Annotated in this window: 17 protein-coding genes; 11 read left to right on the top strand and 6 right to left on the bottom strand. The window is 70.3% G+C overall.

The genetic code is table 11. The features are described 5' to 3' along the window. Window positions 1–318 precede the first annotated feature (318 nt). Genes ACIPVN_RS09300 through ACIPVN_RS09290 form a run of 3 tightly spaced genes read right to left on the bottom strand, consistent with a single transcriptional unit; the run spans window position 319 to window position 3,493 of the window. Window positions 319–1,335, bottom strand: a complete 1,017-nt coding sequence (locus ACIPVN_RS09300) for a Gfo/Idh/MocA family protein (protein ID WP_400442294.1) — start codon at window positions 1,333–1,335, stop codon at window positions 319–321. Further along, complete coding sequence (locus tag ACIPVN_RS09295; RefSeq protein ID WP_400442293.1) at window positions 1,332–2,336, bottom strand: Gfo/Idh/MocA family protein; 1,005 nt, start codon at window positions 2,334–2,336, stop codon at window positions 1,332–1,334. The genes ACIPVN_RS09300 and ACIPVN_RS09295 overlap by 4 nt, the downstream gene beginning before the upstream one ends. After that, window positions 2,333–3,493, bottom strand: a complete 1,161-nt coding sequence (locus tag ACIPVN_RS09290; RefSeq protein WP_400442291.1) for an ROK family protein — start codon at window positions 3,491–3,493, stop codon at window positions 2,333–2,335. The genes ACIPVN_RS09295 and ACIPVN_RS09290 overlap by 4 nt, the downstream gene beginning before the upstream one ends. A 189-nt stretch (window positions 3,494–3,682) precedes the next feature. Between ACIPVN_RS09290 and ACIPVN_RS09285 the strand changes: the two genes are divergently transcribed. The 7 genes from ACIPVN_RS09285 (at window position 3,683) to ACIPVN_RS09255 (ending at window position 12,229) form a co-directional block, all read left to right on the top strand. Beyond that, window positions 3,683–4,918, top strand: a complete 1,236-nt coding sequence (locus ACIPVN_RS09285; RefSeq protein WP_400442289.1) for an ABC transporter substrate-binding protein — start codon at window positions 3,683–3,685, stop codon at window positions 4,916–4,918. Between the two features lie 69 nt (window positions 4,919–4,987). After that, window positions 4,988–5,893 carry a carbohydrate ABC transporter permease gene (locus ACIPVN_RS09280; RefSeq protein WP_400442287.1) on the top strand — a complete coding sequence of 302 codons (906 nt, stop codon included), beginning with the start codon at window positions 4,988–4,990 and terminating at the stop codon, window positions 5,891–5,893. Further along, complete coding sequence (locus ACIPVN_RS09275) at window positions 5,890–6,804, top strand: carbohydrate ABC transporter permease (protein ID WP_247623874.1); 915 nt, start codon at window positions 5,890–5,892, stop codon at window positions 6,802–6,804. Before ACIPVN_RS09280 ends, ACIPVN_RS09275 begins: the two co-directional genes overlap by 4 nt. Before the next feature lie 45 nt (window positions 6,805–6,849). Then, window positions 6,850–7,884, top strand: coding sequence for an NAD-dependent epimerase/dehydratase family protein (locus ACIPVN_RS09270; protein WP_400442285.1), 1,035 nt, complete (start codon window positions 6,850–6,852; stop codon window positions 7,882–7,884). Next, on the top strand, window positions 7,884–8,969 hold the full coding sequence (locus tag ACIPVN_RS09265; protein ID WP_400442283.1) for a dihydrodipicolinate synthase family protein: 1,086 nt from the start codon (window positions 7,884–7,886) through the stop codon (window positions 8,967–8,969). The genes ACIPVN_RS09270 and ACIPVN_RS09265 overlap by 1 nt, the downstream gene beginning before the upstream one ends. Beyond that, window positions 8,966–9,964: a hydroxyacid dehydrogenase gene (locus tag ACIPVN_RS09260; RefSeq protein ID WP_400442281.1), complete on the top strand. Its 999-nt coding sequence runs from the start codon at window positions 8,966–8,968 to the stop codon at window positions 9,962–9,964. Before ACIPVN_RS09265 ends, ACIPVN_RS09260 begins: the two co-directional genes overlap by 4 nt. Window positions 9,965–10,066: 102 nt before the next feature. Then, window positions 10,067–12,229, top strand: a complete 2,163-nt coding sequence (locus ACIPVN_RS09255) for a peptidase C14 (protein ID WP_400442279.1) — start codon at window positions 10,067–10,069, stop codon at window positions 12,227–12,229. A gap of 388 nt (window positions 12,230–12,617) precedes the next feature. Here ACIPVN_RS09255 and ACIPVN_RS09250 read toward each other — a convergent pair whose 3' ends face one another. From ACIPVN_RS09250 to ACIPVN_RS09240, 3 genes are all read right to left on the bottom strand, one after another. After that, entirely contained in the window at window positions 12,618–13,283 is a 666-nt protein-coding gene (locus ACIPVN_RS09250; protein WP_400442277.1) for an SDR family oxidoreductase, read from the bottom strand. Between the two features lie 363 nt (window positions 13,284–13,646). Beyond that, window positions 13,647–14,480, bottom strand: a complete 834-nt coding sequence (locus ACIPVN_RS09245; protein ID WP_400442276.1) for an SDR family NAD(P)-dependent oxidoreductase — start codon at window positions 14,478–14,480, stop codon at window positions 13,647–13,649. Then, window positions 14,477–15,136, bottom strand: a complete 660-nt coding sequence (locus ACIPVN_RS09240) for a GntR family transcriptional regulator (protein ID WP_400442274.1) — start codon at window positions 15,134–15,136, stop codon at window positions 14,477–14,479. The genes ACIPVN_RS09245 and ACIPVN_RS09240 overlap by 4 nt, the downstream gene beginning before the upstream one ends. A 117-nt stretch (window positions 15,137–15,253) precedes the next feature. Between ACIPVN_RS09240 and ACIPVN_RS09235 the strand changes: the two genes are divergently transcribed. From ACIPVN_RS09235 to ACIPVN_RS09220, 4 genes are read left to right on the top strand one after another with little or no spacing between them, the layout of a single operon-like run. Next, complete coding sequence (locus tag ACIPVN_RS09235) at window positions 15,254–16,705, top strand: hypothetical protein (protein ID WP_400442273.1); 1,452 nt, start codon at window positions 15,254–15,256, stop codon at window positions 16,703–16,705. Further along, window positions 16,702–17,451 (top strand): SDR family NAD(P)-dependent oxidoreductase, encoded by a 750-nt coding sequence (locus tag ACIPVN_RS09230; protein WP_400442272.1) that lies wholly within the window; start codon window positions 16,702–16,704, stop codon window positions 17,449–17,451. The genes ACIPVN_RS09235 and ACIPVN_RS09230 overlap by 4 nt, the downstream gene beginning before the upstream one ends. Beyond that, window positions 17,448–18,533, top strand: a complete 1,086-nt coding sequence (locus ACIPVN_RS09225; protein WP_400442270.1) for an enolase C-terminal domain-like protein — start codon at window positions 17,448–17,450, stop codon at window positions 18,531–18,533. Before ACIPVN_RS09230 ends, ACIPVN_RS09225 begins: the two co-directional genes overlap by 4 nt. Beyond that, window positions 18,530–19,315 carry an SDR family NAD(P)-dependent oxidoreductase gene (locus ACIPVN_RS09220; RefSeq protein ID WP_400442268.1) on the top strand — a complete coding sequence of 262 codons (786 nt, stop codon included), beginning with the start codon at window positions 18,530–18,532 and terminating at the stop codon, window positions 19,313–19,315. The genes ACIPVN_RS09225 and ACIPVN_RS09220 overlap by 4 nt, the downstream gene beginning before the upstream one ends. Window positions 19,316–19,359: the final 44 nt, after the last annotated feature.

Below are 19,359 nucleotides of genomic sequence, written 5' to 3'. Positions count from 1 at the left end.
CGCGCGAGCGCAGGGAGTCGCGACGCAGCGAGGGCGGCGTCGTTACTATCGTCGGACATCGCCATCACCGCCTTTCGGGACTCTTCGGGTCACTCGACCCACGGAGAGAGCTTACTCCTCGGATCTGGCAGGTTTCTGCGGGGATGGGACCCGTCGACAGGCTCAGGGGGCCAGCGCAACTCTGGGCTGCTGTGTTGTGTGAGATCTCCTCCGTTGGGGTGTCTCGGGGTGGGGCCCTTCGACAGGCTCAGGGACCCAGTGCGGGGGCTAAGGAAGTCTGGGTTGCTGAGCTTGTCGAAGCATCCCAGCCGCCAGTGACTACAGCGCGACGACCTCGCCACCGCGCAGAGCCGACGCCTGGGCGGCCTTCACGATCTCGACGGTGCGGATGCCGACACCGGCGTCGGGCTGCGGCTGGCGCCCCGCGCGCACGGCCGCGACGAACTCCTCGAGCAGAAGGGCGTCGAGGTCGGCGCCGATGGGGTCCCAGGTCTCGCCCGCCGCGTCGTGACCGGCCACCCCCTTCGCGAAAGGGCTGACGGTGACGGTGCCGCGCTCGGCGACGACCTGCAGGGTGAGTCCGCCCCAGGTCGCCGAACTCATCGGCCAGCTCCATGAGCAGTCGATCGTCGCGATCACGCCGCTCGGGTACTGCAGCGTCACGAGACCTCCGGTCTCGACGGCGAGGTCGCGCTGGCCGTGCAGGATGCCGTTCGACACGGCCCGCACCGACGCGGCGCGCTCGCCCAAGAGGTCGTCGAGCAGGTCGGCGCAGTGCACGACGTGGTCGACGAGAGCCCCGCCGCCGGCCGACGACGGGTCGGTGAACCATGCGCGATCCTGCGGCAGCTTGCCGTTGTTGATGCCGGTGACACCGAGCACCCGGCCGAGGCGCCCGCTGCGCAGCTCGGCGATCGCATCGCGCACGGCGGGCGCGAAGCGCACCGGGTAGGCGACCATGAGGATCACTCCGGCTGCATCGCACGCATCGCGCATCGCCACGGCATCCTCGACCGTCGTCGCGAGCGGCTTCTCGCACAGCACGTGCACCCCCTCGGTGGCGGCGCGCTCGACCAGGGCCCGGTGCCGGGAGTTCTCGGCCGCGACGACGACGGCATCCGGCTTCCAGGCGAACGCCTCGTCGTAGGTCTCGACGTACGCGACGCCCAGCTCGGCGGCCAGCGCGGCCCCGCGCGGGGCGTCATCCGTCGCCGCCGCCCCGTCGGGGTCGGTCGCGATCAGCTCGACATCGGGCATGGCCGACAGCGCGTGCACGTAGCTGAGGGCGTGCGTGTGCGCAAAAGACAGCACGGCGATCCGCAGGGGAGTAGTCATCGGGCGACCTCCTGGGCATGCGAGGGAACGGGGGAGACGGGCGTCCCGGCGGTGATCGACGCCATCGCGGCCTCGGCGACGGCGACCGCGCGGATGCCGTCTCCCGGCGTGACCCGCGCCTCGCGCCCTTCGCTCAGCGCAGCCACGAAGTCGGCGATCTCGGCGTAGTAGGGGCTGTCCTGCGGCGACATCGGCGGCAGGTAATCGGTGGCACCGGGGTCGGCGACGGCATCCGTGCGCAGCGTGCGGTCCTCGGCGCTGTCGTAGCGCAGGCGTCCGTCCGACCCCGCGACCTCGACGCTCGTCCGGAACGGGATGCCGGGGGCGACCCAGCTGCCGTGGATATGGCTGATGACCCCGTTCGCGTGGGTGAGCACGATGTGCGAGGTGACGGGAGCGGGCACGCGGTCGTCGACCGTCGGCGGGTTCTGCACCGCGAACACCTGCGAGACGTCGCCGGCGAACCACAGGGCCTGGTCGATGTCGTGGATCATGAGGTCGCGGATCAGCCCGCCTCCCGCGCTCTCGGAGAAGAACCACGGCGACTGCGGTGCGGCACCGGCCCGGCTGAACCGCTGCACGGCGACCGTTCCGATGCGCCCGGCGTCGATGGCGGCCTTGATCTGCGCGTACTCGCCCATGTACCTCACGACGTGCGCGGGGAAGAGGCGCACGCCCGCGGCGGCCGCGGCATCCGCCACCCGGGCGGCGTCGATCGACGTCGCCGCCAGGGGCTTCTCGCAGACGACGTCGCGGCCGGCGGCGATGGCGCGGAGCGCGAAGTCGGCGTGCGTGCTGCTGGGGGTCACGATGTCGACGAGATCGACTCGGCCGATCAGCTCGTCGACATCGGAGATGAGTTCGAACCCGTACTCCTCGGCGATCTCCTCGGCACCCGCCAGCGAGGTCACGTGACCCCGCACACCCAGCGCCCGCCAGGCGTCGGCGTGCACGCGCGAGATGCCGCCGGCTCCGATGAGTCCGACCTTCAGGGTGCTCACTTCGTCTCCTCGGGGATGGCCGTATCGTGCGGCAGCGGGGTGATGGGCGGGACAGGCATGTCGTCGATGCCGTAGATGTCGGCGGCGTGCCGTTGGAAGGCGTGCACGACCGCGCCGTGAGCTGCGGCCTCGCCACCCAGGCGTGCTTCGGCGAGGGGCACTTGGAACGGCAACCCGAGATGGCGGGGGAGCGCCTGGCGCAGCGGATCGAGCAGCTGTTCGTGCGCCGCCGAGAGGCCGCCGCCGATCACGATCATGGCGGGGTCGACGGTCATCGTGAGGGTCGCGATGCCGTGCGCGAGTTCGTCGATGAAGGCATCCAGCTCGTCCTGCGCCGCGCGGTCCCCGGTCCGCGCGGCGGCGAACACCTCCGCGGCCGTCGGGGCGGTGCGCCACGAGATCTGCCCGGTCTCGGTGTTGAGACCGCGGAAGGCGAGGCGGCCGATGTCGCCGGCCGCGTTGTGGATCCCGCGCCGTGGGCGCCCGCCGAGGATGAGGCCCATCGAGATGCGGTTGCCGACCGAGAGGTAGATGACGTCGTCGACGAGTTGCGCGACTCCGAGGTGGTGCTCGGCGACCGCGGCGAGCCGCACGCCGTTGTCGACCGAGACGGGGCAGCCGAACGCCTGACGCAGCTGCGCGCCGATGTCGGCTCCCGACCATTCCGGGATCACGACCGAGAGCACGACGCGTCCGGCGTCGTCGACGAGGCCGGGCAGCGAGACGCCGATGGCCCGCACGCGGGAGGGGGCGACGGATGCTCCGCCCAGCGTCTGCCGCACGTCGTCGATCACGGCCGTGAGCTTGGCGGCCCCGTCGGAGTGCGCCTCGACACCGGGGAAGGTGCGCTGGGCGATCACCCGGCCGGCGAGGTCGGAGAGGAGGACGCGCACGCTCGCGACACCGATGTCGACGCCGACGACGGCGCCCGCCTCGGCGTGGAAGGAGTAGTGCCGTGCGGGGCGGCCGGCTCCGCCGACGCTCGCGACGGGAGCATCCACGATCAGACCGGAATCGCTCAGCACGGCCACGGCGTTCTCGACCGAGGTGCGCGAGATCTCGAGCGACCGCGAGAGGTCGTTGACCGTCGAGGGGCCTCCGTCGCGGAGCTGCAGCGCGGATCGCGCGACGATCGACAGCTGGCCTGACACGCCCATGTGCGGTCCTCTCTCATCGACGGCGTCGGTGTGCGAACAAGTTAGCACACCCGATTCGCAGATCAGGCTCGGACGTTATCGAGCCGGAAACACGGCGGAAACAACTGTCTGAGAACTTGTCCTTGACGAATTATCCCAGCCCAGTGTCATAATGAACCGTACTCAGCACGGTTCAAGCAAAGGAGCACCATGCGCGTCAGCAAGACCATCGGCGTCGTCGCGGGAGTCGCGACCGCCACCCTGTTGGCCGGATGTTCGGCCGGCGGAGCAAGCACCGCTGAAGGAGACCAGAGCATCACGGTCTGGCTCTACCCGGTCATCGCCGACGAGGCGGTGCACAAGGACTTCTGGGATTCGACGATCGAGGCCTTCGAAGCCGAGAACGACGGCATCGACGTGAACTACGAGATCTTCCCGTGGGCCAACCGCGACGAGTCCCTGCAGACGGCGATCGCCGCGGGCAAGGGTCCGGACGTCGTGTACCTCATCCCCGACCAGCTCTCGGCGTACCAGTCGTCGATCGCCCCGCTCAACGACCTGCTCAGCGAGCAGCGTCAGGACGACCTGCTCCCCAACGTCAAGGAATCCGTCACCATCGACGGCGACATCCTCGGTGCTCCGATCCTCACCAGCGCCCAGCCGCTCATCTGCAACGCCGCCGCCTTCGAGGCCGCGGGCGTGACCGAGTACCCCGAGACGTGGGACGACATCATCGACATCGCGCCGAAGTTCACGGCGGCCGACATGTACGTGCTGAACTACCCGGCATCGGCCGAGAACACCCTCAACCTCACCTTCTACCCGCTGCTCTGGCAGGCCGGTGGACAGGTCTACGACGACGGCGAGGTCGGCTTCGACAGCAAGGCCGGCGAAGAGGCGCTCACCTTCATCACCGATCTGGCCGAGGCGGGGGCGCTCGACCCCGAGGCACTCACCACCAACGTGCCGCTCGAGCAGACCGCGATCGCGCAGGGCAAGGTCGCCTGCACCTGGAACAACGGCGTGACCGAGGTCGCTCCGTTCTGGGGCGAGGAGAACGTCACCGTGCTCGCTCCCCTCACCGACGAGGAGTCGGTGGCCTACGGCACGGTCGGGTCGCTGTCGGTGCTCAAGGGATCGAAGGCGCAGGATGCCGCGGCGAAGTTCGCCGAGTACGCCACCAGTGCCGAGGTCGTCGAGCCCTACCTCACCGCCGCCGGCTACTTCTCGGCGCTCAGCACCACCGAGCCGCTGTACGCCGACGACCCGCTCCTCGGCGAGGTCGAGAAGTACGTGCCCGACACGACGGTGGGCGAGCTGAACGAGAGCTCGCGCGCGCTCATGGGCGTGCTCGCGCCCGAGATCCAGGCGGCGCTGCTGGGGCAGAAGTCCCCGGCCGACGCGCTGAAGGATGCCGCGACCGCTGCGGCCCCGCTCATCAAGTAGTGACCACGGGGGTGCGCCGCGGCATCCGCTGCGCACCCCCGCCGCTTCCCGACCCGACGTGAGGTTCTCATGACGACGGCAACCATGCCGAAGAAGCCGCAGGGCACGGTGACCCGCCTGCTCGCCCGGCGCGAAGCGCGGGTGGCGTTCCTCTTCGTGCTCCCCGCCTTCCTGCTCTTCATCGCGTTCCGCTTCGGCCCCAGCATCGCCGGCGTCGCGCTAAGCTTCTTCGACTACGACATCTCGGGCGAGATCGCGTGGCGGGGTCTCGACCATTTCCAGCGGCTCGTCGCCGATCCGCTCTTCTGGCGGGCGATGGGCACGACGCTCATCTACACGGTCTTCGCCGTGCCGATCTCGCTGGCGCTGTCGACGATCATGGCGCTGGGGGTGCGACGCGCGTTCCGCGGGGCGCGGTTCTTCCGGTCGATCTTCTTCCTCCCCGTCATCACCTCGCTCGTGCTCGCGGGCAGCATCTTCGTCTGGATCTTCTCGAGCAACGGGCCCTGGTCGCAGCTCATGGCCCCGCTCGGGCTCGGCGGCTCGTGGCTCGGCAGCACCGTGCTCGTCATCCCGGCGATCGTCGTCGTGGGCGTCTGGTCGCGGTTCGGCTACGGGATGATGATCATCATCGCGGCCCTGCAGGACGTCCCCCGCGAGCTCGAGGAGGCGGCGCTGGTCGACGGGGCCGGGGCATGGAAACGCTTCCGCTACATCGTGCTGCCGTACCTGCGCCCGACGTTCTTCTTCCTCGCGGTGATCGAGACGACCGCCGCCTTCCAGGTGTTCGACGTCATCTACGTGATGACCCAGGGCGGGCCGGCGAACGCCAGCTATTCGCTCGTCTACCTGCTCTACGACCAGGGCTTCCGGTACTTCGACTACGGCTACGCGGCCGCGGTCGGCGTCGCCCTCTTCGTCATGACCCTCGTGGTCGCCCTCATCCAGCGCCTCGTGATCGGAAAGCAGAAATGACCGCCCTGATCCAGCCGCCCACGCAGACGCCGGTGTCGGCGCCGCCGCAGAAGCCGGCCGCCCCGCGTCGCCACCGCTCGTTCCGCGCCCTCGAACCCACCCGCATGGGCGTGGTCGTGCGGTGGATCTGGCTGAGCCTCGCCGGCATCCTGAGCTTCTTCCCCTTCTACGCGATGGTCGTGCTGAGCCTCAAGCCCGGCATGGTGGTCGATCTGCCCGGCTCGCTGATCCCCTGGACCGACATCTCGTTCGAGTCGTACGAGCAGGTGCTCGGCGGGCAGAACATCCTCGGCTGGCTGTTCAACACGCTCGTCTACTCGCTCGTGTCGGTCGTCGCGGTGCTGTTCCTGTCGGCGCTCGCCGGGTACGCGTTCGCCAAGAAGCGCTTCCGCGGTAAGGAGGTGATGTTCTGGTCGTTCCTGGCGATGGTGATGGTGCCGTTCCACGTCACCCTCATCCCGACGTTCATCCTGATGGCGAACCTCGGCGGCATCGACACCTACTGGGGCCTCATCCTGCCGACGCTCGCGAACGCGCAGGCCGTTTTCCTCATGCGCCAGTTCATCCAGGGACTGCCCGATGAGCTGTTCGAGGCCGCGCGCATCGACGGCGCGGGCGAGTTCCGTATCTTCCTGCGCATCGTGCTGCCGCTGTGCAAGCCGATCCTCGCGACCCTCGGCATCTTCGTGTTCCTGTGGCACTGGAACGACTTCCTGTGGCCGCTCATCATCGCCAAATCGAACTCGATGTTCACCCTCACCGTCGGCATCTCGTCGCTGCAGCAGCAGAACGTTCCGCTGAGCACCATGCTCGCGGGGTCGGTCGTCGCGCTGCTGCCCATCTTCCTCGCGTACCTGATCGCTCAGCGCTACGTGCAGGAGGGCGTGACGGGCACCGGCATCAAGGGCTAGAGCCCGCCGAGACGAAAACCAGCTGAGAAGAAGGGAAAGCACCACATGCCTCAGCGTCACTTCACCTCCGAGGCCGACCTCGAGGAGGCCCTCGCGACACCGAGCGACGCGCTCGTCGACGACCTCGCGAGCGGCTCGGGCGACCTCGTCATCCTCGGAGCCGGCGGCAAGATGGGTCCGACGCTCGCGATGCTCGCCCGGCGGGGGATGGACGCCGCGGGTCGCCAGGCGGATGCCGTCTACGCCGTCTCGCGCTTCGGAGACGCCGCGATCCGTGAGCGTCTCGAGAGCGCAGGCGTGAAGGTCGTGCCCTTCGACCTCATCGAGGAGGACGACTTCTCGTCGCTCCCGGATGCCCCGAACGTGGTGTTCATGGTGGGCGCGAAGTTCGGCGCCGCGACCAACGCCTCGTGGGCCTGGGAGGTCAACGCGGCGCTCCCCGATCGGGTCGCCCGCCGTTACCGCGACAGCGCGATCTCGGTGCTGTCGACGGGTAACGTCTACCCGTTCGTGCCGGCGTCGTCGGGCGGAGCATCGGAAGAGCTCGCTCCCGCACCGATCGGCGAGTACGCGCAGTCGTGCCTCGGACGCGAGCGGGTGTTCGAGTTCGGTGCGCAGGAGCGCGGGACGAAGGTCGCGATCATCCGCCTCAACTACGCCGTCGATCTGCGCTACGGCGTGCTCGCCGACATCGGCAGCGCGGTGAACGCGGGCGAGCCGGTGTCGGTCGCCACCGCCAACGTCAACGTGATCTGGCAGGGGTACGCGAACGAGGTGGTGCTGCGCAGTCTGAACCACGCCTCCACCGACCCGTTCACGATCAACCTCACCGGCCCCGAGCTGCTGAGCGTCGAGTCGATCGCCCGCCGCTTCGGAGCGCTGTTCGACCGCGAGGTCGACCTCGTCGACGAGCCCCAGCCGACCGCGCTGCTCAGCGATGCACGTCGCTGCATGGCGCTGTTCGGCTACCCGAGCGTCTCGGCCGAGACGCTCATCGGCATGCAGGCCGACTGGATCGCGGGCGGACTGCCGATGATCGCCAAGCCCACCAAGTGGGCCGTGCGGGACGGGAAGTTCTGATGGTGTCGTCCTCTGCGCGCACCGCGACCGTGCCGTCGCTGCGTCCCGAAGCCGCGGCCACTCTCGCCCGCGGCGCGGTGATCCCCGCGCATCCGCTCGCCCTGACTGCGGATCGCGCGCTCGACGAGCGCCGCCAGCGCGCCCTCTCGCGCTACTACCTCGACGCCGGGGCCGGGGGCCTCGCCGTCGGAGTGCACACGACGCAGTTCGAGATCCGCGACCCCGAGCACGCCCTTTTCGAGCCGGTGCTCGCGCTCGCGGCCGAGGAGATGGATGCCCGGAACGACCCGAGTCTCGTGCGCATCGCGGGCGTGGCCGGCGACACCGCGCAGGCGGTGGCCGAGGCCGAGCTCGCCCGCTCGCTCGGCTACGACGCCGTGCTCATCAGCCCGCGCGTGGCGGGTGCCGACGAGCGCGCACTGCTCGACCGTGCACGCGCCGTGGGCGAGGTGCTGCCGCTCGTGGGCTTCTACCTGCAGACCGCGATCGGCGGTCCGGTGCTCGACCGCGACTTCTGGCGCGAATTCGCGGCGATCCCCGCGGTCGTGGCCGTGAAGGCGGCGCCCTTCGATCGCTATCGCACGCTCGAACTGGTGCGCGGGGTCGCGGCATCCGGTCGTGCCGACGAGATCGCGCTGTACACCGGCAACGACGATGCGATCGTCGCCGACCTGCTCGCGGAGTTCCACGTCGAGTCGCCCGACGGCCCGCGCACGCTGCGCTTCGTCGGCGGACTGCTGGGGCAGTGGGCGGTCGGCACGCGCGCCGCGGTGGCGCTCCTCGAGAAGGCGCACCGGGCGATGGCGGGCGATGCCGCGGCCTACCGCGAGCTGAGCCTGCTCGCCTCCGACATGGTCGACGTCAACCAGGCGGTGTTCGACCCGGGCAACGACTTCCACGGTGTGATCGCGGGAGTGCACGAGATGCTGCGCCAGCAGGGTCTGCTCGAGGGCACCTGGTGCCTCGACCCCGCCGAGGGGCTCTCGCCGGGGCAGGCCGAGGAGATCGAGCGGGTGCGCCGGGCGTATCCGGCACTGAACGACGACGCCTTCATCGCCGACCACCGGGAGGACTGGTTGCGATGAGCGTGCGTCCGGTCGTGATCGCGGTGGTGCCCGAGGCGCTGTTCGCGGAGTTCTTCTCGCCCGCCGACGCGGGACGCCTCGCGGCGGCGGCCGAGCGGCTCGGCGGCTCGTTCGCGCGGGTGGACCGTCTGACGGACGCTCCGCTCGACGATGTGCGCGTCGTGATCACGAGCTGGGGCATCGAGCCTTTCGACGCCGCCGTGCTCGAACGGATGCCGCGGCTCGAGCTCGTCGCGCACACGGGTGCCTCGATCAAGGCGTTCGCGACCGCGGAGCTGTTCGACCGGGGCGTCGCCGTCACGCAGGCGGGGGCGGGCATGGCGCGATCCGTCGCGGAGGTGTCGCTGGCCTTCACGCTCGCGCTGCTGCACCGCGTGCCCGAGCTGCACAACGGTCTGCGCGACGGCGGGTGGTACGCCCCGGCGGTGGGCGCGCAGCACGAGATCCTCGATGCACCGATCGCCGTGATCGGGGCCTCGCGCACGGGCCGCGCCTACCTCGAACTGATCCGGGTGCTCGGGGCTCGTCCACTGCTCGTCGACCCCACGCTCGATCGGGCCGCGGCATCCGCTCTGGGCGCCGAACTCGTCGCGCTCGACGATGCGCTCGCGCGTGCGCGGATCGTCGCCGTGCACGCGCCGACGCTGCCCGAGACCCACCACCTGATCGGTCGTCGCGAACTCGCCCGGATGCCCGACGGCGCGGGGCTCGTCAACACCGCGCGCTCGTGGCTCGTCGACGAGCGGGCGCTCATCGACGAGGTGCGTGCGGGGCGGCTCAGCGCGGCGGTCGACGTGTTCGACGAAGAGCCGTTCGGGGCCGAGCATCCCCTGCGTTCCCTGCCCGGAGTGCTGCTCACGCCGCACCGCGCGGCCGGCACGACCGAGGGCCGGTTGCGTCAGGGGCGCATCGTGGCCGACGAACTCGACGAGTTCGCCGCAGGCCGACCGCTCGCACACGCCATCGACCGCGCGCACCTGGCGTCGATGGCATGACACCGAAGACCTCTGGGGGATCTGGGGACTGAACCGGATGTTGCGTGACGACCATCAGGCCGCACGCCCGACCGCGGCCACGCTGCCGCAAGGAGGTACGACATGACGATCACGCACGACACCGACAGCACCACCTCGACCGCCGCGCTGCGCAGCAGGCGCATGCTGCTCGCCGGGTTCGGCGCCGCCGCCCTCGGCGGTGTGGCGGCGGTCGCGGTGCAGACACCCGCGCAGGCCGCCGGGCCGGTGGCGCCGATGGCCTCGGCGGGTTCGAAGGACGTCGGCAACGCCGGTCTCGGGACCGACCTGCCCTCGCTCAAGGGCAAGACGGGCGACCTCGTGCGCACGAGCGGGTATGCGGCGCCGGGTGACGGCGGACACGGGCTCTACCGCTACGTGAAGAAGGACGCCCCGGCCGTGAACGGCGGCACCGTCCTCGCCGCGCGCAAGGAAGGGGTCTGGGTGCTCGTGCACCACGGCGTCGTCGACTTCCGCGCGTTCGGGATCATGGACGCGAGCGTGAACGCCGACGACGCGCTCGATGCGATGGTGAACGATCCGAGCATCCGCCGGATCGAGGCGCACAGCGACCTCAACTTCGTGCGTCGGCACATCTTCCGCCGTTCGGGCATCGCCTTCGACTTCGGCAGCCACCTGATGACGACCGTGGGCATCGAGAACGCCGGCAAGGACGACCCGTTCGCCGCCGTGATGTTCTTCCAGGGCGAGGTGACGGATGCCGTGCAGGAGGCGCGCCTGAACGAGCCGGTGCCCGACCTCGGCGACGTCTTCCCGGTCGCCGATTCGTCGTTCTTCACGGTGGGCGACTGGTACGCGGCCGAGGTGAACGCGCTCGCTGGCCGCTGGGAGCGCGAGCTGCAGCGATTGGTGCAGGTGACGCAGATCGTCGACGGCACGCACATCCGCATCAACTACAAGAACGGCTGGCCGCTCGGCGCCGATCGCACGATGACGTGGCGTCACGTGCTGCCGGTGCAGGACGTCACGGTGTCGAATCTGAAATTCCTCGGCACGGGGACCGACGAGTACACCGGGTCGCACCCCCTCGCCTTCGAGTACGCGGTGCGCTGCGACGTCGACCACATCGACGGCACCGGCACGTTCTGGCCGCTGATCCAGAGGCGCTGGAACACCTACTACTCGACGGTGAGCTGCACGCTCAAGAACCCGACCTCGGTGACGTGGGGCGGCGCCGGCTACCTCACGCAGCAGATCTACTGCCTCTACGGCTACGTCGCCAACTGCCACACCGCCAATGCGCGGCATCTCAACGACTTCACCGCGAGCGCCTACTGCCTGGTCGAGAACTGCCACGGCGACGGCGACGACCAGGGCCCGTTCGTGACCCACGGCCAGTACGAGCACGACCTCACCTACACGGGCAACTCGGGGCTGATGACGTTCGCGAACTCGGGGGCGGCCTGGGGATCGGCGGCCAAGCGCATCACGGTGCGCAAGCACGTGTGCTCGTGGTTCGTGGCACGGGTGCGCATCACCGACCTCACGCTCGAGGACGTGCAGGTGATCGGCAAGCCCTCGCTCGCCGGCTCCGGAATGCTGTGGATCAACGCCGACGGGGCGCAGCTGCGCGGGTGCACGGCATCCGACACGCTCATCATCACCCAGCAGTCGGATGCCTCGTCGCGGCCGAATCTCATCGAGGGCTCGCACTTCACGTTCGTCGCGGCCGGCGGGGAGCTCACGAGTGCGGCCGTCACCACCCCGGTCACCTTCGTCGACACCGTGCTGAACGGGGTCGGTGGGCTGAAGATCACGGGTCCGGGGGCGGTCACGTTCCGCGGGTCGACGCTGATCGGGGCCGATGATGCCGCGCCGATCGTGTCGCAGTCGCAGCGGCTGCGGTTCGAGGGGTCGACCCTGCGCAACGCCCGGATCGCGGCGGCGCGGGGCGAGCGGCAGACCGTCGAGGTGTCGGGGTCGGAGGTCGTGAACGTCGGCGGCACGGGCCTCGCCCGTACCGGGGCCGGCGAGCTGCACGTGGCGCTGTCCGACAGCACGTTCCGCGCCGAGGGGGCGGCGACGCACGTGTCGATCACGACCGGCGCCACGCACTACCGCGCGGTGGGCAACCGGTTCGAGGGCGGGTCGATCGAGCTGGGTGACGGCGCCTTCGGGTCGAGTTCCACACTCGTGCACACCGCCAACGTCGAGACGGGCGTGACCCGCACGGCGTTCCCGGCGGCGGGCGCTCGCGTCGTCGACACCGCGAACGTCGCGGTCTGAGGGGCGCACGGTGCGAAGGAGATCTCTCGCTGCGGAGGAGCGGATGCAGCATCCGCTCCTGCAGAGGGCGTGTTCTCCTGCGGAGCGTGTGCGCGGGGGACGCTTCGACAGCCTCAGCGACCCAGTTTCTTGTCACTGGGTCCCTGAGCTTGTCGAAGGGCCCCGCCCCGCTCACCGTGTCGGGCGGAGTTCTCCTCGTTGGGCGGAGATTTCGAGCGGATGCTTCCGCCCCACGCGGAGTTCTCCTCCCGTCGTGCGTGGGGGGCGCTTCGACAGGCTCAGCGACCCAGTTTCTTGGCTCAGCGACCCAGATTCTTGGCTCAGCGGCCCAGTTTCTCGCGACTGGGTCCCTGAGCTTGTCGAGGGGCCCCGCCCCGTGGCATCCGCGTCAGTAGCGGGCCGAGAAGCCGCCGTCGGTGTGCAGGAGCTGCCCGGTGATCCAGCGGCCCTCGGGCGAGAGCAGGAAGGCGGTGATGCCGGCGATGTCTCGCGGCGTGCCCGCACGGCCGAGCGGATGCATCGGGGTCAGCGCATCGCGGATCTCGTCGTCCATCCATCCGGTGTCGATCGGCCCCGGGTTGACGACGTTCGCCGAGATGCCCCGCGGGCCGAGCTCGCGCGCCGCCGAGATCACGATGCGGTCGAGCGCCCCCTTCGACGCGCCGTAGGGGAGGTTGCCGGTGGTGTGGTCGCTGGTGAACGCCACGACCGCACCGCCGTCGGCACCGATCTGACGCGCGAAGGCCGCGATGAGCAGCAGGCTCGCGCGCGCGTTGACCGCGACGTGCCGGTCGAAACTCTCGGCGGTCGTGTCGAGGATGCCCGACTCCACGTCGTGGGCATGGCTCAGGACGAGCGCCGAGAGCTCGCCGTGTTCGCGACGCACGCGCTCGATCAGGGCATCGGGCGCGGTCGGATCGGAGAGGTCGGCGGGGTGGTCGCCGCTGTCGAGGTCGCTGGTGACGACGGTCCAGCCGTCGGCGCGGAGGCGCGGCACGATCCCCGCGGCGATGCTGTTCGACCGTGCGGCTCCGGTGACGAGTGCGAGAGGCATTCCGGAAGGTTAGCGGAGCGTGCGGGCGAGGGGCGCTTCGACAGGCTCAGCGACCCAGTTTCTCGGCTCAGCGGCCCGGTTTCTCGGCTCAGCCACTGGGTCCCTGAGCTTGTCGAAGGGTCCGATCCCGGGCACCGTGTCGGGCGGAGTTCTCGTCGTGGGGCGGAGATTTTGGGCGGATGCTTCCGCCCAACGCGGAGTTCTCCTCCTGCCGCGTGTGGGGGGCGCTTCGACAGGCTCAGCGACCCAGTTTCTCGGCTCAGCGACCCAGTTTCTCGGCACAGCCACGGGGTACCTGAGCTCGTCGGCGGGTCCAGCCACGGGGTCCCTGAGCTCGTCGAAGGGCTCTGGCCTGCGCGACCCCTACAGTCCGACGAGCTCGGCGCTGCGCTGCCAGAGGGCCTCGGCGAGGGCGGCGTCGTCGACCTGCGGGTTCGTCTTCGACGACAGTGTGCGCTCGTCGTAGTACGCACCCGAGAACCAGGTCTCGTCGGGGGTGCCCTCGATGAACCAGCGCAGGATCGCGCCGCCCTCCTCGGTGCTCGTGAGCATCAGCTTTCCGAGGAAGCTCCGGTAGATCAGCCGCATGATGCTCGACGAGTCCGAGGCGAAGTTCGTCTGCACGGTGCCGGGGTGGAAGGCGACCGAGCTCAGTCCGTCGGGGTGGAACTTCGTGTGCAGGCTCTTCGTGAAGAGCACGTTCGCGAGCTTGGCGTCGCCGTAGGCCTTGTTGGCGCTGAACTTCTTCGAGTTGTCGAGATCGTCCACGTCGATGTGTCCGAAGAGGCGGTGCCCCACGCTCGACGTGTTGATCACCGCCGCCTTCGACGCCAGCAGCGTGGGCAGCAGCAGGTTCGTCAGCAGGAACGGCGCGAGATGGTTGACCTGGATGGTCTTCTCGAAGCCGTCGACGGTGGGAGTGCGGTCGCCGAAGATGCCGCCGGCGTTGTTCGCCAGCACGTGGATGCCGTCGGCGCCCACGGCATCCGTCAGCTTCCCGGCCAGTTCGCGCACGTCGTCGAGGCGGGCGAAGTCGGCGAAGAAGTACTCGGCGCCGGTGTCGTCGGCGACGGCCTTCGTCTTCTCGGGGGAGCGTCCGACGAGGATCAGCCGGTGGTCGGTCGCGGCCAACTGGCGAGCGGCGGCCGCGCCGATGCCGTCGGATGCCCCGGTGAGGACGATCGTTCTGCCGGTCATGCGTCTGCTCCTGTCGTGGGTGTGATGCGCTCGACCGCGCGGGTGATGTGCCCGGCGACGACCGTGCGCACCCGTTCGGGGTCGCCGCTCGCGAGCGCGTCGACGATCTCCTGGTGGCTGCGCACGTGCTGCTCCTTCTCGTCGACGTCGAGGGCGGCGTTCGCGGCGCGGATGAACCCGGCGATGCGTCCGCGCAGCTGCGCGCTCACCTCGTCGAGGAAGCGGTGCTCCGCCAGATCAGCGAGCGTCTCGTGGAACAGTCGGTCCTGCCGCAGCACTTCATCGACATCGCCCGGGGCCGCAGCGCCCATCGCGGCGACGATCGCCTCGAGGCGGGCCGCGGCATCCGCGGTCCACCGTTCCTGCACTCGGATCGCCATGAACTGCTCGAGCACGATGCGCAGGCTCGAGATGTCGTCGAGATCGGATGCCGTCAACTCCGCGACCCGTGCACCCCGGCGGGGTTCGCGCACGATGAGCCGCTCCTCGGCGAGCCGCGTGAGGGCTTCGCGCACGGGGATGTGGCTGACGCCGAGGCGGTCGGCGAGCCTGCGCTCGACCAGGCGCTCTCCGGGGGCGAGCTCGCCGGAGTGGATCGCGGCGCGCAGCTCGTCGGCGACCTGCTCGGCGATGTTCTGGTCTGACACGGTGCGCATCGGGGGAGTCCTTCCGAACGGGCGGCGGTCGGCGGAGGCCGGGTCTCCGAGATCGCACGCTCGCACCGATGCTATGGCATCTGCCGGTGCGCCGGCCGAACGACGGGAGCATCGTCGATGACCACCGTTCTGGGCGACCGCATCCGCATCCCGCGTAGCGCGCTGCGCGTCGGGGTGGCCCGTCGCGACATCACGCCGCCCACCGGCATCCGCGCGAAGAACTGGGGGCCCGCCGACTGGGAACGCTCCGAGGGCGCGCACCGGCCCTTCGAACTGACCGCCCTCGCGATGATCGGCGACGACGACCGGCCGCGTGTGCTGCTCGCGGTCGACGGCACCTGGTGGCGTCGGGTCGCCGACGAGCAGGGCGTGCGCGGGGCGATCCTCGAGGGTCTGGGACTCGACCCCGACCAGCTCATGCTCTCGCTCTCCCACACGCATGCGGGCGCGGTGCTCTGTGCCGCCGACGCGCATCTGCCCGGGGGCGAGTTGATCCCGGGGTACCTCAAAGCGCTCGCCGCAGCGGGTGTCGAGGCGTCACGCGAGGCGCTGACCACCGTCGAATCCGGTCTGATCGAGTGGACGACCGGTCGCTGCACCCTCGCCGCCGATCGCGAGCTCGACCTCGACGGGCGCGCACTCGTGGGGTTCAACCCCGATGCCGTCGCCGACGATACCGTGGTGATCGGCCGGGTGAGCGTCGCCGGCCGCGTGCGCGCGACACTCGTCAACTACGCGTGCCACCCGACGACCCTCGCCTGGCAGAACCGCGACGTCTCGCCCGACTACGTGGGGGCGATGCGCGAGATCGTCGAGGCGGCCACGGATGCCCCCTGCCTGTTCGTGCAGGGGGCGTCGGGTGAATTGGCTCCGCGTGAGCAGTACACCGGCGATGTGACCGTGGCCGATCGGCACGGCCGCTCGTTGGGCCACGCGGTGCTCGCGGCGCTCGACGGGCTGCCCGTGCCCGCTGAGGAGCTCGCGCTCACGGGGATCGTCGAGTCCGGCGCCCCGTTGGCGGTGTGGGCGGGGCGGCCCTTCGTCTCGTCGCTGCGCTCCTCGCTCGGGGACCGGGATTCGGTTTCCGAGCGAGCGCAGCGAGGCGACGGGAGCACCGCCGGCGTCACGGCATCCGTCACGCTTCCCCTGCGCGACCTGCCGACGCTCGACGACCTGGCCGCCGAGTGGGCCGACATCGACCTGCGGGCACGCGACGAACGCCTCGGGCGGGCGCGCAATCTGCGCGAGGGGTACATCGACGGACCCACCGTGCAGCATCCGGTCTGGGCCTGGCGTCTGGGTGATGCCGTGATCGTCGGGCATCCCGGCGAGGCGTACTCGTCGTTGCAGACGAGACTTCGCGCGCGGTTCCCCGGCATCCCGATCGTGGTGATGAACCTCACGAACGGCCCGGGCTTCGTCTACCTGCCGACGCGCGACGCCTACGACAGGGGTGCCTACCAGGCGTGGCAGACGCCGCTCGCGCCCGGCGCCCTCGACCTTCTCGAGTCCCACGCGGCCGACCTGATCGCCGCCCTGCTTCCCACACCCACCCCAGGAGAGAAATGAACGTCGCCATCGTCACCGGAGGATCCGCCGGCATCGGCTGGGAGATCGGCCAACGCCTCGCCGCCGACGGCTACCTCGTCGTCGCCGTCGACCGCGTGCCCGGGCTGACCGCGGGAGACAATCCCGCCGGCATCCTCTGGCGCGAGCTCGACGTCACCGATCACGACGGCGTCGATCGCGTGTTCGGCGAGATCGAAGCCGAGCTCGGGCCCATCGACGTGCTCGTCAACAACGCCGGGATCCAGAGGCATCGCGGAATCGAAGACCTCACGTGGAGCGAGTGGGAAGCCGTGGTCGACGTGAACCTGCACGGCGTCTTCTCGGCGCTGCAGGCGGCCGGGCGACGGATGCTCGAGCGCGGCGACGGGCGGATCGTCAACATCTCGTCGATCTCGTCGCGTGGGTCGGCGGGACGCGCGCCCTATGCCACGACGAAGGCGGCGGTCATCGGTCTCACCGCGACCGCCGGGGCCGAGTGGGCCGCGCGGGGCGTGCGGGTCAACGCGGTCGCCCCCGGCTACGTCGACACCGGGGTGTTCCGGCAGGGTGTGGAGGCGGGCACGCTCAGCCTCGACACGATCCTGTCGCGCATCCCTGCCCAGCGGTTGGCCGAGGCGAGCGAGATCGCGGCGGCCGTGAGCTTTCTCGTGTCCGACGAGTCGCGCTACATGAACGGCCAGACGTTGTACGTCGACGGCGGGTTCCTCGTCGACTACGGCGTGCCCCTCGCGAAGAAGCCCGCATGAGCACGATCGAGCGCATCGAGACGGCGACGGCCGTGCTGCCGCTGCCCGCGCCCCTGCACCTCGGCGCGATGACGGTGACCCGGCGCGAGTACAGCGCGGTGCGGGCATCCGACACCGACGGCATCTCGGGGGTCGCCTATTGCCTGTCGCGCGAGGCGCCGATGGCCGAGATCGTCGAGCGGCTCGTGGCGGGGCATGCGCTCGGAGCGGATGCCGACGACCCCAGTGCGACCTGGGAGCGGATGCTGCGCGGCAGTGCGATCGTCGGTCGCGTCGGCCTCGTGCGACGGGCGATCGGACTGGTCGACATCGCGCTGTGGGACATCGCGGCGCGGCGGGCCGGTGTGCCGCTGTGGCGGATGCTCGGCGCCGGCGACGCTCCGCGGGAGGCGATGCTCGTGGCCGCGTACCCGTCGGCCGAGCGTACGCCGCGTGACGTCGCCGACGAGGTGCTCGCCCAGGCGAACGGGTGGTCGCAGGTGAAGATCTCGCGCATGCCCGATCCGGCATACATGCGTGAACTGCTCGCGCTGCTCGGCGCGGAGCTGCCGGCGTCCACCGGTCTCGTGGTCGATGTCGGCTTCGGCTGGCGCGATGCCGACGAGGCGCTGGCCGAGATCGCGCAGTGGGGAGACCCGCGACTCGCCTGGCTCGAGGACCCGCTGCTGCCGGAGGACGCCCGGGGGTGTGCGCGCATCCGCCGCGAGAGCGGGCTGCGCCTGGCCGTCGGTGACGAGGTGACCGACCCCGCGGTGCTGCGGGCGCTGGTCGAAGCGGGGGCGGTCGACGTGCTGCGCCTCGACGTGGTGGCGATCGGAGGAGTGACGCCGGCGCGCGAACTCGTCTCGTGGGCGTCGGATCGTGGCGTTCCGGTGTCGGGTCACGTGTATCCCGAGGTCACGGCGCATCTCGGCATCGGTGTCGAGACCTTCGCGCGAGGCGCGAACCCCTACGACCCGGCGCCGTCGTTCATCGTCGGCGGACCCGTGTTCGACGGGGCGGTGCGACCGACGGATGCCGCGGGGTCGGGATTCACGCTCGACCCGGGTGTGTTCACGTTCGCGGGGAAGGGGCGGTCATGACGACGCGCAGTGTCGTGGTGACCGGGAGCGGCAAGGGCATCGGTCGTGCGGTCGCCGAGCGGCTGACGGCCGACGGTTGGATCGTGGTCGGGCTCGAGCGGTCGCCCGGCTCGGGGACGCTCGAGGCGGGCGTCGTGGACGAGGTGGTGCTCGGTGACGCGGCGGATCGTGCGGTGCACGAGCGCGCGGCATCCGTCGCCCGGAGCCTGGCGCCCCTCGCGGGATGGGTCAACAACGCCGGAATCACGAAGCGCACGTCCCTGCACGAGCTCGACGAAGCCGTGGTGCGCGAGGTGATGGGCATCAACGGGTTCGGGTACCTCTGGGGATGTTCGGTCGCCGTGTCGGCGTTCGTCGATCAGGGCATCGCGGGCGCGATCGTGAACATCGGGTCGATCCACGGACGGTCGTCGTTCGTCGATCACGCGGCGTACGAGTTCACCAAGGGCGGGATCGATGCGCTCAGCCGCAGTGTCGCGGTGACGTATGGCGGCCTCGGCATACGCGCCAACACCGTCGCGCCGGGCGGAGTGCGCACACCGCATCTCGAGGCGCAGATCGCGGCATCCGATGATCCGGGCGCCGCCGAGCGAGCGTTGGCCGAGGGCCCGCCGATGGGGCGCATCGCCCGCGCCGAGGAGGTCGCCGCCGTCACGGCGTTCCTGCTGTCGGACGAGGCGCCGTACCTCTCGGGGCAGTCGATCGCGGTCGACGGCGCGTGGACGGCATCCTTCGGAGAGATCTCGGTCGACCCCGCCCTGCGCGCCCGCTTCGACGGCTGACACCGTCTCCCTCCCTGAGAGGTCAAGACACGCCGCAGGCCACG

Origin of the sequence: Microbacterium sp. NPDC090003 (assembly GCF_044748385.1) — a bacterium.
GTDB lineage: Bacteria > Actinomycetota > Actinomycetes > Actinomycetales > Microbacteriaceae > Microbacterium.
The sequence above is the reverse complement of the archived record's forward strand: the minus strand, read 5'-3'. Positions and strand labels throughout refer to the sequence as shown.

Excerpts from the sequence above, each read along its gene's own strand:
- ACIPVN_RS09300 (WP_400442294.1), bottom strand. The coding sequence starts at position 1,335 with ATGACTACTCCCCTGCGGATCGCCGTGCTGTCTTTTGCGCACACGCAC.
- ACIPVN_RS09290 (WP_400442291.1), bottom strand. The coding sequence starts at position 3,493 with ATGGGCGTGTCAGGCCAGCTGTCGATCGTCGCGCGATCCGCGCTGCAG.
- ACIPVN_RS09285 (WP_400442289.1), top strand. The coding sequence starts at position 3,683 with ATGCGCGTCAGCAAGACCATCGGCGTCGTCGCGGGAGTCGCGACCGCC.
- ACIPVN_RS09280 (WP_400442287.1), top strand. The coding sequence starts at position 4,988 with ATGACGACGGCAACCATGCCGAAGAAGCCGCAGGGCACGGTGACCCGC.
- ACIPVN_RS09275 (WP_247623874.1), top strand. The coding sequence starts at position 5,890 with ATGACCGCCCTGATCCAGCCGCCCACGCAGACGCCGGTGTCGGCGCCG.
- ACIPVN_RS09270 (WP_400442285.1), top strand. The coding sequence starts at position 6,850 with ATGCCTCAGCGTCACTTCACCTCCGAGGCCGACCTCGAGGAGGCCCTC.
- ACIPVN_RS09265 (WP_400442283.1), top strand. The coding sequence starts at position 7,884 with ATGGTGTCGTCCTCTGCGCGCACCGCGACCGTGCCGTCGCTGCGTCCC.
- ACIPVN_RS09260 (WP_400442281.1), top strand. The coding sequence starts at position 8,966 with ATGAGCGTGCGTCCGGTCGTGATCGCGGTGGTGCCCGAGGCGCTGTTC.
- ACIPVN_RS09255 (WP_400442279.1), top strand. The coding sequence starts at position 10,067 with ATGACGATCACGCACGACACCGACAGCACCACCTCGACCGCCGCGCTG.
- ACIPVN_RS09250 (WP_400442277.1), bottom strand. The coding sequence starts at position 13,283 with ATGCCTCTCGCACTCGTCACCGGAGCCGCACGGTCGAACAGCATCGCC.
- ACIPVN_RS09245 (WP_400442276.1), bottom strand. The coding sequence starts at position 14,480 with ATGACCGGCAGAACGATCGTCCTCACCGGGGCATCCGACGGCATCGGC.
- ACIPVN_RS09240 (WP_400442274.1), bottom strand. The coding sequence starts at position 15,136 with ATGCGCACCGTGTCAGACCAGAACATCGCCGAGCAGGTCGCCGACGAG.
- ACIPVN_RS09235 (WP_400442273.1), top strand. The coding sequence starts at position 15,254 with ATGACCACCGTTCTGGGCGACCGCATCCGCATCCCGCGTAGCGCGCTG.
- ACIPVN_RS09230 (WP_400442272.1), top strand. The coding sequence starts at position 16,702 with ATGAACGTCGCCATCGTCACCGGAGGATCCGCCGGCATCGGCTGGGAG.
- ACIPVN_RS09225 (WP_400442270.1), top strand. The coding sequence starts at position 17,448 with ATGAGCACGATCGAGCGCATCGAGACGGCGACGGCCGTGCTGCCGCTG.
- ACIPVN_RS09220 (WP_400442268.1), top strand. The coding sequence starts at position 18,530 with ATGACGACGCGCAGTGTCGTGGTGACCGGGAGCGGCAAGGGCATCGGT.